General features: G+C 72.0%; 9 protein-coding genes. 2 read left to right on the forward strand and 7 right to left on the reverse strand.

From position 1 onward, the window contains the following. Positions 1-68: 68 nt before the first annotated feature. Positions 69-3,050: an alpha/beta fold hydrolase gene (locus tag AB0L45_RS02150; protein WP_365835127.1), complete on the reverse strand. Its 2,982-nt coding sequence runs from the start codon at positions 3,048-3,050 to the stop codon at positions 69-71. Positions 3,051-3,261: 211 nt separating this feature from the next. Here AB0L45_RS02150 and AB0L45_RS02155 point away from each other — a divergent pair, with 211 nt between their 5' ends. Continuing rightward, complete coding sequence (locus AB0L45_RS02155) at positions 3,262-4,503, forward strand: styrene monooxygenase/indole monooxygenase family protein (protein ID WP_365835129.1); 1,242 nt, start codon at positions 3,262-3,264, stop codon at positions 4,501-4,503. 137 nt (positions 4,504-4,640) lie between these two features. On the opposite strand, the gene AB0L45_RS02160 is transcribed toward AB0L45_RS02155, so the two are convergent. The 6 genes from AB0L45_RS02160 to iolC form a co-directional block, all read right to left on the reverse strand. Beyond that, entirely contained in the window at positions 4,641-5,120 is a 480-nt protein-coding gene (locus AB0L45_RS02160; protein WP_365835131.1) for a GNAT family N-acetyltransferase, read from the reverse strand. 316 nt (positions 5,121-5,436) lie between these two features. Further along, positions 5,437-6,930 carry a CoA-acylating methylmalonate-semialdehyde dehydrogenase gene (locus tag AB0L45_RS02165; RefSeq protein ID WP_365835133.1) on the reverse strand — a complete coding sequence of 498 codons (1,494 nt, stop codon included), beginning with the start codon at positions 6,928-6,930 and terminating at the stop codon, positions 5,437-5,439. 82 nt (positions 6,931-7,012) lie between these two features. After that, entirely contained in the window at positions 7,013-8,923 is a 1,911-nt protein-coding gene (iolD, locus tag AB0L45_RS02170) for a 3D-(3,5/4)-trihydroxycyclohexane-1,2-dione acylhydrolase (decyclizing) (protein WP_365835135.1), read from the reverse strand. Next, on the reverse strand, positions 8,920-10,035 hold the full coding sequence (gene iolB, locus AB0L45_RS02175) for a 5-deoxy-glucuronate isomerase (RefSeq protein WP_365835137.1): 1,116 nt from the start codon (positions 10,033-10,035) through the stop codon (positions 8,920-8,922). Before iolB ends, iolD begins: the two co-directional genes overlap by 4 nt. Before the next feature lie 190 nt (positions 10,036-10,225). Then, positions 10,226-11,119 carry a deoxyribose-phosphate aldolase gene (locus tag AB0L45_RS02180; protein WP_365835138.1) on the reverse strand — a complete coding sequence of 298 codons (894 nt, stop codon included), beginning with the start codon at positions 11,117-11,119 and terminating at the stop codon, positions 10,226-10,228. 393 nt (positions 11,120-11,512) lie between these two features. Further along, positions 11,513-12,529 carry a 5-dehydro-2-deoxygluconokinase gene (gene iolC, locus AB0L45_RS02185; RefSeq protein WP_365835140.1) on the reverse strand — a complete coding sequence of 339 codons (1,017 nt, stop codon included), beginning with the start codon at positions 12,527-12,529 and terminating at the stop codon, positions 11,513-11,515. A 258-nt stretch (positions 12,530-12,787) separates the two neighbouring features. On the opposite strand from iolC, the gene AB0L45_RS02190 reads away from it, so the two are divergent. Beyond that, positions 12,788-13,708: a sugar phosphate isomerase/epimerase gene (locus tag AB0L45_RS02190; protein ID WP_365835142.1), complete on the forward strand. Its 921-nt coding sequence runs from the start codon at positions 12,788-12,790 to the stop codon at positions 13,706-13,708. Positions 13,709-13,715 lie beyond the last annotated feature (7 nt).

A 13,715-nucleotide genomic window follows, 5' to 3' on the forward strand; every position in this document is an offset into this window, starting at 1 on the left:
TACGGACGAGCCGGCGGGGCCGTCGGGGAGCGTGGGCCCGCTGCTCGTGCCCGGTTCGGTGACGGGGGTCACCGGTCACCTCCGATCATGGTGAGGAAAGCGTCCTCCAGGCGGCGGTGGGGGCCGATGCGGGCCACCGGAATCTCCAGCCGCAGCAGTTCCGGCAGCAGACGCGCGGTGCTCGTCGTGCCGTCCAGCGTGACGAGCAGGCCCTCGTCGGCCCGGACGGCCGTCGCCACACCGGGCAGCGCGGCCACCTTCTCCAGGAGGACGTCGGTCAGCGGTTCGCTGCCTTCCACGCCGACGAGAAGGGTTTCACCGCTGCCGACGATGTCGGCGACAGGTCCCGTCTGGACGAGTTGGCCACGGTCCATGACGACCAGATGCGTGCAGGTCTGTTCGACCTCGGCCAGCAAGTGGCTGGAGACGATCACAGTGCGTCCGCCGGCCGCGTACCGGATCATCACGTCCCGCATCTCGCGGATCTGCGGCGGGTCGAGCCCGTTGGTCGGCTCGTCCAGGATGAGCAGGTCCGGAAGGCCCAGCATGGCCTGTGCGATGGCCAGGCGCTGCCGCATGCCCTGGGAGTACGTGCGTACCGCGCGCTGCAACGCGTCGCCCAGCCCGGCGATCTCCAGAGCCTCCTCGATGTGCGCGTCCTCGGGCGGCCGGCCGGTCGCCTGCCAGTACAGGTCGAGGTTGGCACGCCCGGACAGGTGCGGCAGGAATCCGGCACCCTCGACGAACGCGCCGACCCGCGACAGCACCGGCGCGCCGGGCCGGATCGTATGCCCGAAGACGCGGATCTCGCCGGCGTCCGGCCCGATCAGCCCCATGAGCATCCGCAGGGTGGTGGTCTTGCCCGCGCCGTTCGGCCCGAGCAGGCCGAGCACCTGGCCCTTCTCCACCCGGAAGGAGAGGTCCCGTACGGCGTAGCGGTCGGCGGACTTGGCGTACCGCTTGCTCAGGCCGGTGATCTGCAGCGGTACGTCCGCCAGGTCCGGGTCGGGCGCGCCGGCCGCGGTCCGCCGCCGGCCGACGAACAGCAGCAGTACGGCGACGACCGCGCCCGCGGCGGGCAGCGCCCACGTCCACGCGGGCAGCGGAGCCGCCGCGCTCTTGACGGCGGGCGCGGTCGGCACGCTCAGCACACCGTTGCCGTCCAGGGATGCGGTGTACGTGGCGGGCTCGGCCGGCGAGGCGTAGGCGAGGTCCGTCGAGGACAGCACCAGGCGCAGCCGGTGCCCGGCCGCGAACTCGTGGTCGATGGCGGGCATCCGCAGTTCGACGCTCTTGCCGGCCTTGGCGCCGATGATGCGGTACGGCTCGGCGAGCCCGGCGGGCAGCACCGGCCGGCTGCTGCCGTTCGGCCCGATGTCGTACACCTTGGCGAAGAGCACCGCGTCGTCACTGGTGGAGCCGATACGTACGCGGGCGGTCGGCGCACCGGTGACCCGCAGCGGATCGCGGAGCGGCTGCGACTCGAAACCGGCGAACTGGCCCGGGGAATCGAGGGAGAGCCCGGCACCGACACCGGAGAGGCTGTTGAGCGCGCCGACGCCCGGCACGGTCGAGATGGACGGCGGACTGGCCCCGGCCGGGTTGCTGAAGCGCTGTTCGCGGCCGGTCAGGCGCACCGGGCGCGGGTCGTTGCGCAGGCCGGGGTAACGGTCGCCGCTCGCGCCGCGCAACCGTGCGGCGCCGTTGGTGGAGTCCACGGCCCCGCCGCGGCTGACACGGAAGGCGGGCCCGGTGTCCGCGTCCTTGTCGTCCTTCAGGTAACGGTCGAACCATGCCTTCGTACGGTCGGCGAGGCGGCCGTTCTCGCGGTCGCCGCCGTCGTGCCCGCCGGCGAGCCAGTCGACGGACACGGGCGCACCGTTCTTGCGGAGCGCCCGGTACGCCGCGTCGGCCTGGCCGAGCGGGAACAGCGAATCGGTTCTGCCCTGCATGAGGAGCGTCGGAACCTTGATCCGGTCCGCGACGGCGACGGGGCTGCGCGCTTCGAGAGTCGTGCGGGCGGCGTCGTCGGGCTTGCCGGAGACGGCGATCCGCTCGTACATCTCGCACAGCTGCGGCTCGAACCGGCCGCACCCGTCGGTGACGTCCCGGGACGCGGACCCGTCGGAGGACTTCCCGCTGCCGTCGGCGCTTCCGTTTCCGGCACCGGTGTTTCCTGCACCGGTATTTCCTGCACCGGCGTTTCCGTCACCAGTACCGCTGTTCCCGTTCTCGGCTCCGCTGCTCCCGTTCCCGGCACCGTCGCTCCCGCTCCCGGTACCTGCGCTTCCGTTCCCACCACCGGTGCTCCCGCTCCCCGTACCGGTGCTCTCCTTCCCGGACTCCTCCGCCGCCCCCGCCCCGACCGAACCCGTGGAGAAGAACATGCCGGCCCACAGCTTCTTGAAGACGCCGTTGGGAAAGAGCGCGTCGGCCAGGTTCCAGTACGTGATCTGCGGGGCGATCGCGTCGACACGCTTGTCGTACCCGGCCGCCAGCAACGCGGCCGCTCCCCCGTACGAGGCTCCGGCGATACCGACCCGCGGGTCGCCTGCGGCGTCCAGCCGTACCTCGGGGCGCTTCGCCAGCCAGTCGATGAGCCGGCGGACGTCGGCCACCTCCCGGTCCGGGGCGTTCAGCCCGATCTTCCCCGTGGACGCGCCGAAGCCGCGCGCCGACCAGGTCAGTACGGCGTACCCGTCGCGCGCCAGCTGCTCGGCCTGCGTGCGTACCGACTCCTTGCTGCCGCCGAACCCGTGCCCGAGGAGGACGGCGGGCCGTCGGCCGGCGCCGTCCGCGGTGAAGAACGAGGTGTCGACACGGACCTTGCCGTCACCGCCGCCGCCACCACCACCGGCATTGGCACCGCCACCGGCATTGGCACCGCCACCGGCACCCCCGCCACTCTCCGGCACGCTGAACGTCCGGTCCTCCCGGTGCACGGCCGGCGGGTCGTCGGCGGCGACGGCCGCCCACGTACCTGACCCGGCGAGTACGGCCAGCACGGCCGCCGTCGCGTACAGCCGTCGTCCGCGGAGTCGGAAAGTCATACGGTGAATCCTAAGGACGTTCCGCCGCGGACCACCGAGCCGCCGGGGCGAACCCGCGCACCTCCTCCGGCAGTACGGGCGCCGCCGCACATACCGCGCCCGCAGTACGCGCAACGCGCCCGTGCGCCCCGTGGCCCCCTGTACACCGCACCACGCCGCCGCTACAAAAGACGATGTGGGGGCGGGCCGGGTCGGCCCAGGGGAGGCGGCAATGCGCAGGATCGCCATCGTCGGCGCTGGGCAGGCGGGGCTGCATCTCGCCCTGGCCCTCCTCGCCGCGGACTACGACGTCACGCTGGTCACCGACCGTACGGCACGGGAGGTACGCGCCGGGCGGGTGATGTCGACGCAGCTCATGTTCGGCCCGGCGCGGCGCCTGGAGCGCGCCGCCGGGCTCAATCTCTGGGACGCGACCGCGCCCGGAGCGAGTTCCCTGCGGGTGACGGTGTGGGATCCGCCCGGGAAATCCGCGCTGACGTTCACCGGGCAGTTCGACGAGCCGCCGCACTCCGTCGACCAGCGGGTGAAGATGGCCGGCTGGCTCGGTCTGTACGAGGCCAGGGGCGGCCGGGTCCGGTACGGCTCCGTCACCTCCGCCACGCTGCCCGCGCTCGCCGCCGAACACGAGCTGACGATCGTCGCCTCCGGGCGCGGCGACCTCACCCGGATCTTCGCCCGCAACCCGCTGCACTGCCCCTTCGACCGCCCGCAGCGCACGCTGGCCTGCATGTACGTGCACGGTGTCGCGGCGCCGCCCGGCGAACCGGAACCGCAGACGCGGATCAACGCGGTGGCCGGCGCCGGCGAGGTGTTCGTGCTACCGGCGCTCACCACGGGCGGGCCGTGCGGCATCGTGCTGTTCGAGGCGCTGCCGGGCGGGCCGTTCGACTGCTGGCACGACCAGCCCTCGCCGGCCGGCGGCGTGGCCCGGGCGCTCGAACTGATGCGCACGTATGCGCCCGGGGAGTACGAGCTGTGCAAGGACGCCACGCCCACGGACGCGGGCGCGACGCTGTACGGCGCGGTCACCCCCGTCGTCCGGCACCCGGTGGCCGAGGTCGCGCCGGACACGTACGTGCTGGGCATGGCGGACGCGGTCGTGACCAACGACCCGATCACCGGCCAGGGTTCGAACATGGCGGCCCGCGGCGCGGCCGCCTACCTGGACGCGATCCTGGAACACGGGGACGGGCCGTTCGACGCGGAGTGGATGCATGCGGCGTTCGCCGTGTTCTGGCGGCACGCCCGGCAGGTCACGGAGTTCACCAACCTGATGCTGGAGCCGCTGCCGCAGCACGTACAGCGGCTGCTGGCTGCCGCCACCGAACACCCCGCCGTGGCGCACCGTTTCGTCAACGGGTACGCCGATCCGGCGGACTACCACGACTGGCTGATGACGGCGGCTCTGGCCGAGTCCTACCTGGCCACCGCCACCGCGGGCGCCAAGAGGTGAGAGCCGGCGGCCACCGGCTGCCACTCACCCGGCAGCCGCTCCCTTCCCCCGACTCCCGACTTCTGACTCCCGACTTCTGACCTGCTCCCAGCCTCTGCCGCCCGGCCGGCTCTCAGCTCCTGCTGCCCGGCCCGCCCTCAGCTCCTGCCGCCCGTCTCCAGCACCAGCGTGAAACGTTTCTTGTCCTTGCGGGTCGCGCCGAACCGGTCGTAGAAGCGGATCGCTCCCGCGTTCCAGTCGGGCGTGTTCCACTGCATCTCCGCGACGCCCAGCGCCTTGCCCTCGGCGATGACCGCCTCGGTCAGCAGGGCGCCCAGCCCGAGGCCGCGGTGTTCGGCACGCAGGTAGAGACAGTCCAGGAGCAGGTACTCGCGGCCCTGCCAGGTGTCGAAGGCTGTCGAGCAGGTGGCGTACCCGGCGAGTTCGCCGCCGGACAGTTCGGCGACCAGGCAGCGCAGCCACGGCGGGCGCGGCCCGAAGAGCGCGTCCGCGAGCCGGTCCTCCAGGTCGACGGCGGGCGGCGCGGACCGTTCGTACGCGGCGTGCTCCGCGGCCAGCGCGACCACGTCCGGCAGGTCCGTACGGACCGCGTGGCGGATGACCGGGGCCCCCGTCATGGAGCACCCGCCGCGGCACGCTGCATCTCCACGGCACCTGTGGGCTGTTGTTCGTCATTCATACGCAGCATCATGCGCCATCCGGCCTGAACGGTTCCCCGGTATGACAACGGGTTTCCGCGACGGGTTTTCCACGACGGGCTTCCGCGACGACGGTGACCAGCGGGAGACCAGGAGCCTCACACGCCCCGGCACCCTGGAACAGCAGCCCAGCCCGGCAGCCCAGCCCGCCGGCCGGCATGCCGGACTCGCCCGCGGGCCCGCCTCTCGCGGCCCGCGGGCTCGCACCGTCGTCAGCGGTGCTCTCCCGACGATCTCAGTGGTTGCTGGGGAAGCCCAGGTTGATGCCGCCGTCGGACGGGTCCGGCCAGCGGGTCGTGACGACCTTGCCGCGGGTGTAGAAGTGCACGCCGTCGTTGCCGTAGATGTGGTGGTCGCCGAAGATGGAGTCCTTCCAGCCGCCGAAGGAGTGGTAGCCGACCGGCACCGGGATCGGGACGTTCACGCCGACCATGCCGGCCTCGACCTCCAGCTGGAAGCGGCGGGCCGCGCCGCCGTCCCGGGTGAAGATGGCGGTGCCGTTGCCCCACGGCGAGGAGTTCATCAGCGAGATCGCCTCGTCGTAGGTGTCCACGCGGACGACCGACAGGACGGGGCCGAAGATCTCGTCGCGGTAGGCGTCCATCTCGGGCGTGACGTTGTCGAGCAGCGAGACGCCGATCCAGTGGCCGTTCTCGTGGCCGGCGACCGTGAAGTCCGTACCGTCGATGACGACGTCCGCACCCTGGGCCGCGGCACCGGTCACGTAAGAGGCGACCTTGTCGCGGTGGGCCTTGGTGATGAGCGGGCCCATCTCGGAGGCCGGGTCGTCGCCCGGGCCGATGGTCAGCGCGGCGGCCCGCTCCTTGATCTTCTCGATCAGCGGGTCGGCGGTGCCGCCGACGGCCACCAGCACGGAGACCGCCATGCAGCGCTCGCCCGCCGAGCCGTACGCGGCGTTGATCGCGGAGTCCGCGGCGAGGTCGAGGTCGGCGTCGGGCAGCACCAGCATGTGGTTCTTGGCGCCGCCGAGGGCCTGGACGCGCTTGCCGTTGGCCGTACCGGTGGTGTGGATGTAGCGGGCGATGGGCGTGGAGCCGACGAAGGAGACGGCGGCGATGTCCGGGTGCTCCAGGATGCGGTCCACCGCGGTCTTGTCGCCGTTGACGACGTTCAGCACGCCGTCCGGCAGGCCCGCCTCGGCGGCCAGTTCGGCCAGCTTCAGGGCCGCGGACGGCACCTTCTCGCTGGGCTTGAGGACGAAGGTGTTGCCGCAGGCGACGGCGAGCGGGAACATCCACATCGGCACCATCGCCGGGAAGTTGAACGGCGTGATGCCGGCGACGACACCGAGGGACTGGCGGATCGCGGCCACGTCCACCCGGGTGGAGACCTGGGTGGACAGCTCGCCCTTGAGCTGCTGCGGGATGCCGCAGGCCAGCTCGACGATCTCCAGGCCGCGGGCGACCTCGCCCAGCGCGTCGCTGTGCACCTTGCCGTGCTCGGCGGTGATCAGCGCGGCCAGTTCCTCGCGGTGCGCGTCGATCAGCTCGCGGTAGGCGAACAGTACGGCCGTGCGCTTGGCCAGCGAGCTGGTACCCCAGGTGCGGTACGCCTCCTTGGCGGCGGCGACGGCCGCGTCCACCTCGTCCACGGAGGCGAAGGCGACCTGCTTCTCCTGGGCGCCGGTCGCGGGGTTGTAGACCGGGCCGAACGAGCCGGACACACCCTCGGCGGGCTTGCCGCCGATCCAGTGGTTGATGGTCTTCATGCGGGGGGCCTTTCTCGGTGACGGCGGTGGGTGGAACAGCGGGTCGGTGGGCGGTTCGGGCGGACGGGCGCGGGTGTGCGGTTCACAGGTGGCGGCGGCGCGCGGCGGCGTGCCGGTCGTAGTCCTTGCGGGCCTCGACCGCCGCCGGACGCGTCGCGGTCTCGGCCACAGGGACATCCCACCAGGCTTGGGCCGCGGGCGCGCCCGGCACAGTGTCAGCCGTTGCGGTCTCGACATAGACACATGTGGGGCGCTCGTCGGCGCGGGCCGCGGCGAGCGCGGCGCGCAGTTCGGCGACGGTCGCGGCGCGGATGACGTGCATGCCCAGGGAGGCGGCGTTGGCGGCGAGGTCCACGGGCAGGGGGGCGCCCGTGTACGAGGCGTCGGCGGCACGGTAGCGGTAGGCCGTGCCGAAACGTTCGGCGCCGGTCTGCTCGGACAGGCCGCCGATGGAGGCGTACCCGTGGTTCTGGACGAGCACGACGTTGATGTTGACGCCTTCCTGGACCGCGGTGACGATCTCGGTGGGCATCATCAGGTACGTACCGTCGCCGACCAGCGCCCATACGGGCCGGTCCGGCGCGGCCAGCCGGACCCCGATGGCGGCAGGGATCTCGTAGCCCATGCAGGAGTAGCCGTATTCCAGGTGGTACTGGCGGCGGGAGCGGGCGCGCCACAGTTTGTGCAGGTCGCCGGGGAGCGAACCGGCCGCGTTGATGACGACGTCCTGGTCGCCGACCGTGGCGTCCAGAGCGCCGAGGACCTGGGTCTGGGAGGGGCGTACGGAGTCGTCGGGCGCGGCGTAGGCGGCGTCGACCAGGGTTTCCCAGCGGGCTTTGGCCGCGCCGTACTCCGCCTCGTACGCGGGCGCGACGCGGTGTCCGGACAGGGCTCCAGTGAGGGCTTCGAGGCCGGCGCGGGCGTCGGCGACCAGGGGGAGCGCGGCGAGTTTGTGGGCGTCGAAGGAGGCGACGTTCAGATTGACGAAGCGGACGCCGGGGTCGGCGAAGAGGGTGGCGGAGGCGGTGGTGAAGTCCGTGTAGCGGGTGCCGACACCGATGACGAGGTCGGCGCGGGCGGCCAGCGCGTCGGCCGTGGCGGTGCCGGTGTGGCCGATGCCGCCCACGTCGGCCGGGTGGTCATGGCGCAGGGAACCCTTGCCGGCCTGGGTGGAGGCGACGGGGATGCCGGTGGCGTCGGCGAGGGCGCGCAGGGCGTCCTCGGCCTCGCTGTGATGGACGCCGCCGCCCGCGATGATCAACGGCCGCTCGGCGGCGCGTACCGCCCGTACGGCGTCGGCCAGCGCGGTGGCGTCGGGTGCGGGGCGCGGCACCCGCCACACGCGGTCGGCGAAGAACGCCTCGGGCCAGTCGTACGCCTCGGCCTGCACGTCCTGCGGCAGCGCGAGCGTGACGGCGCCGGTCTCCACGGGGTCGGCGAGCACCCGCATCGCTTGGAGCGCGGCCGGGATCAGCGCTTCGGGACGGGTGATCCGGTCGAAGTAGCGGGATACGGGGCGCAGGGCGTCGTTGACGGACACATCGCCCGCGTACGGGACTTCGAGCTGCTGGAGCACGGGGTCGGCGGGGCGGGTGGCGAAGGTGTCGCCGGGCAGCAGCAGTACCGGCAGGCGGTTGACCGTGGCGAGGGCGGCACCGGTGACGAGGTTGGTGGCGCCGGGGCCGATGGAGGTCGTGACCGCGTGCGCGGACAGGCGGTCGCACTGGCGGGCGTAACCGACCGCGGCGTGCACCATGGCCTGCTCGTTGCGGCCCTGGAGGTAGGGCATCGTGTCCGGGCCGGTCTCCAGGAGGGCCTGGCCGACGCCGGCCACGTTGCCGTGCCCGAAGATGCCCCAGCAAGCATTGATCAGGCGGCGCCTGGTGGGCGCGCCGTCCTGGCCGGCGGGGACCGCGGCGCCGTCCCGCTCCGTGTACTGGTGGGACAGGAACTCGACCAGGGCCTGCGCCACCGTGAGGCGTCGAGTGGTCATCGTGGGTCTCCCGCGGGGGCGTCAGGGGCTTGGGGGGTGTCGGCGGCTTGGAGGGTGTCGGCAGGTGGGAGGGTGTCGGGGGTTTCCGAGGCTTCGGGGGCTTCCGGGGCTTCCGGGGTGGCAAGGTTTCCGGAGACCTCGGGGGCGGCACGGGTTCCGGAACCCCCGGGGGCGGCACGGGCTCCGGAGGCCTCAGGGGCGGCACGGGTTCCAGAGGCCTGCGGGGCGTCGTACAGGGGCAGGCGGGGGTCGACGGGCCGGTCGGGCCAGGTGCCGCGGATCCAGCCGTGGTCGGGGTGGTCGCAGATCAGCCAGGCCCGCTCCGCGCCGGGGCCCGCCATGACGTTCAAGTAGTACATGTCATGTCCTGGCGCGGCGATGGACGGGCCGTGCCAGCCGTCGGGGATCAGCACGGCGTCGCCGCTGCGGACCTCGGCGAGCACGTCCGTACCGCGCCCGTTGCCGGAGGGGGTGACGCGCTGATAGCCGAGTCCGGCGGAGCCGTGGGCGGCGGCGATCTCGAAGTAGTAGATCTCCTCCAGCTCGCTCTCCTCGCCCGGCCGACTCTCGTCGTGCTTGTGCGGCGGGTACGAGGACCAGTTGCCGCCGGGGGTGAGCACCTCGACGGCGATGAGCTTGTCGCACTCGAAGACACCGGCCGCGCCGAAGTTGTTGACCTGGCGTGAGCAGTTGCCCGTACCGCGCAGCTCCACAGGCACGCCGCTCGCGGGCCCGTACCGCGCGGGAAGACGGCGCGTACAGCGGGCCCCGGTCAGCGCGAACCGGCCGCCGGCGGCGCTGCTGATCACCACCTCCGCGTCGCGCGGTACGTAAGCGAAGTCGGTGACCCCACTGAACACGTCCTTGCGCCCGGCCAGTTCGAAGGGCGCGCCGCCGTCGGCCGTGACCGTACAGCCGCCGTTCAGGGGCAGCACGATCCACTCGCTGTCGCCGGTGGCGAACGTATGGCTGCCGCCGGGCGGCAGGCGCAGAACGCGCAGGGACGAGTGGCCCCAGCCCGCCCGGTCCGGGTCGATGTCCAGTTCGTACGGCCCGTCGGCCGCGTCCTGGGCCCTGATGTGGAACTCGGTGTCACGCCGTTCGCTCGTCATACCTGCAAGTCTCCTCCCGACCACTGACAGTCACCGAAAACATCGCTGGGTCGATCGCCACGGGGGGCAATCACCACTGGGGAAATCACCACGGGGCCAACCACCACTGGGGAAATCACCACGGGGCCAACCACCACTGGGGAAATCACCACGGGGGCGATCGCCACGGGGCCGATCACCAACGGGGCAATCACCGCTGGAGCAGGGAAACAGCGGTGTCCACGGCCGCCGTCACGTCCCCGTCGGCCGGATAGAGCAGCGACCGGCCCACCACCATCCCCTGCACGCTCGGCAGGCGCAGCGCCTTGCGCCACTTCTCGTACGCCGCCTCCTGGTCCTCGGCGGTGCCCTTGACGTCCCCGCCGAGCAGCACCGTCGGCAGCGTCGAGGTCTCGCAGACCTGCGCCATGTCGTCGGGGTTGTCGGTGACGGGCAGCTTCAGCCAGGTGTACGCGGAGGTGCCGCCCAGGCCCGAGGCGATGGCGACGGACTTCGTCACGGCCTCCGCGCTCAGATCGTTGCGGACCTTGCCGTCCACCCGGCGGGAGAGGAACGGCTCGACGAAGGTGGGCAGTTCCAGCGCGGCCATGGCATCTATCGCGCGGGCCGTGGACTCCAGAGTGGCCAGCGATCCCGGGTCGCCGTAATCGATACGCAGCAGCAGCTTGCCGGCGTCGAAACGCAGCCGGGCGATGTCCTGCGGCCGGTGGCCGGTGAACCGGTCGTCCATCTCGAAGGAGGCGCCGGCGATGCCACCGCGGTTCATGGAGCCCATGACGACCTTGCCCTCAAGGGCACCGAGCAGCAACAGGTCCTCCAGGATGTCGGCGGTGGCCAGCACGCCGTCCACACCGGGACGGGACAGCGCGAGGCACAGGCGCTCCAGGAGGTCGAGGCGGTTGGCCATGGCCAGTTCGCGGTCGCCGACGGCGAGCGCGCCGCGCGCCGGGTGGTCGGCCGCAATGATCATCAGCCGGCCGCTGTCGCCTATCAGGGGCCGGCGGGTGCGGCGCGCCGCGGCCTCCGCGACGGCTTTCGGGTACCGGGCCCGCAGCGTCACGATGTCGGAGATCCGAGTGGTCAAGGCGGTTCTCACCTTCTGGTGGGACGGTTGGTACGGGTGACCACCGGGCGGGGCACCCGGTCGGACACGCGGCGGGGCGAGCACCCGGTGGCACCGGGACGGGAGGGCCGGAGCGGTACGGCTGGAGCGGCACGGCCGGAACGGGACGGCAGAGGCGGGGCAGTCGGTTCGGACCGGCAGAGGCGGGGCAGTCGGTTCGGGACGGCAGGGAGCGAGGCAGCCGGTTCGGGACGGCGGGGGCGGGACAGTCGGTTCGGGCCGGCGGGGCGAGAAGGGCCCGCCAGAACGGAGCAGGCCACTCTGGAGGCAGGTACAAGGCCGACCAGCCGTACCGCGGCCACACAGCGGCCATACCGCAGCCATACCGCAGCCATACAGCACCGACCGCAACGCTCATCGATCGGCGAGGAATTCCTCGACCTCGGCACGCGTCGGCATGGCGGACGAACAGGCCAGCCGGGACGCGACGATCGCGCCGGCCGCGTTGGCGTACCGCATCACCGGTTCCAGCTCCCACCCGGACAGCAACCCGTGGCACAGCGCACCCCCGAAAGAGTCACCGGCGCCCAGCCCGTTGACGACGTCGACGGGAGTGGGCGGCACCTCGACGCTCCGGCCGTCGCGGTGCACGGCCAGCACGCCCTTGGGGCCCTGTTTGACGACGGCCAGTTCGACGCCCATGTCGAGCAACGCCTGCGCGCACTGCTTCGGTTCGCGGGCGCCGGTGGCGACCTCGGCCTCGTCGACGTTGCCGACCGCGACCGTCGCATGGGCGAGCGCCGCCTCGTAGTACGGGCGGGCCGCGGCTCTCGCCGCTGCGCCGGTGACGCCGCCGGCACCGGAAGCGCCGCCCTCGCCGCCCCAGAACATCGGCCGCCAGTCCAGGTCGAAGACGGTGATGCCCGCCTTGGCGCGCGTCCGCAGCGCGGTGAGGGTGGCCGTACGGCTCGGCTCCTCGCACAGGCCGGTGCCGGTCATCCAGAAGATCCGGGCGTCCCGTACGGCGTCACGGTCCAGCTCTTCGGGGTGGATGACCAGGTCGGGCGCCTTGGGGCGGCGGTAGAAGTAGAGCGGGAAGTCGTCCGGCGGGAAGATCTCGCAGAAGGTGACGGGCGTCGGGTACTCCGCGACGGGTGTCACCCAGCGGTCGTCCACGCCGAAGTCGCGCAGCGCCTGGTGGACGTACTCACCGAAGGGATCGCGGCCGGTGCGGCTGATGACCGCCGTACGCCGTCCCAGCCGGGCGGCGGCGACCGCGACATTGGTGGCCGAGCCGCCGAGGAACTTCCCGAACGTCTCGACCCGGGACAGCGGAACGCCGGTCTGCAACGGGTAGATGTCCACCCCGATGCGGCCCATGGTGATCAGGTCGTACGGGCCGTTCTCTGCGGCCTGCCGCGGCTCGGTCATGTGCGCCCCTCCGGTTCGTCACTGACCACAGGTCTAACCGGCCGCCCGAGACGCTGTCAATACTTTGTCCTTACATTCTGACGTCGGCCGGAAGTGGGCCTGCGGACACACCCACCGCGTACTCCCGAGTACAAAGTCCTTAAGTCCTTATGTCATGACGAAGTCTTGACACTCTTCCGGCCGGGATGGAGGCTGTGCCCCACAACCCAGCCCCCCGCCTTCCCGGTCACCGGCGACCGGCGAGAGGAGAGCCGCAGCATGTCCGTTCCCCCTGCCGTCCCGCGCGTTCTGAACCGTCTGCGCATCGGATCAGCCCCCGACTCCTGGGGGGTCTGGTTCCCCGACGACGAGCAGCAGGTCCCGTGGCAGCGCTTCCTGGACGAGGTCGCCGAGGCCCAGTACGAGTGGATCGAACTCGGCCCGTACGGCTACCTCCCCACCGACCCCGCCGTCCTGCACGCGGAACTCGACCGGCGCCGGCTGAAGGTCTCGGCCGGCACGATCTTCACCTCGCTCCACCATGGCCCGGACGTCTGGGACGCCACCTGGGCGCACGTCAGCGAGGTCGCCACCCTCACCCGTGCGATGGACGCCAAGCACCTGGTGGTCATCCCCTCTTTCTGGCGCGACGACAAGACCGCCGAGGAACTGGAACCGCGCGAACTGACCACCGAACAGTGGCGCCACCTGAACAGCGGCATGGAACGGCTGGGCAAGCAGGTACGGGAGGAGTTCGGCCTCGACATCGTCGTGCACCCGCACGCCGACACCCACATCGACACCGAGGAACACGTCGAGCGCTTCCTCGACGGGACCGACTCCTCCCTGGTCAACCTCTGCCTGGACACCGGGCACTACGCGTACTGCGGCGGCGACAACGTCAAACTCATCAAGACCTACGGCGAGCGGATCGGCTACCTCCACCTCAAGCAGGTCGACCCGGAGATCCTCGCGGACGTCGTCGCGAAGGGCACGCCCTTCGGGCCCGCGGTCCGCCAGGGCGTGATGTGCGAACCGCCGCTGGGCGTCCCCGCGCTGCCGCCCGTCCTGGAGGCCGCCCAGGACCTGGACGTCGACCTCTTCGCCATCGTCGAACAGGACATGTACCCCTGCCCCGCCGACCAGCCCCTGCCCATCGCGCAGCGCACCCGCCGCTTCCTGCGCTCCTGCGGCGCCTGAGTCCCGT

The sequence above is a fragment of the Streptomyces sp. NPDC052496 genome, from assembly GCF_040679095.1.
Lineage (GTDB): Bacteria > Actinomycetota > Actinomycetes > Streptomycetales > Streptomycetaceae > Streptomyces.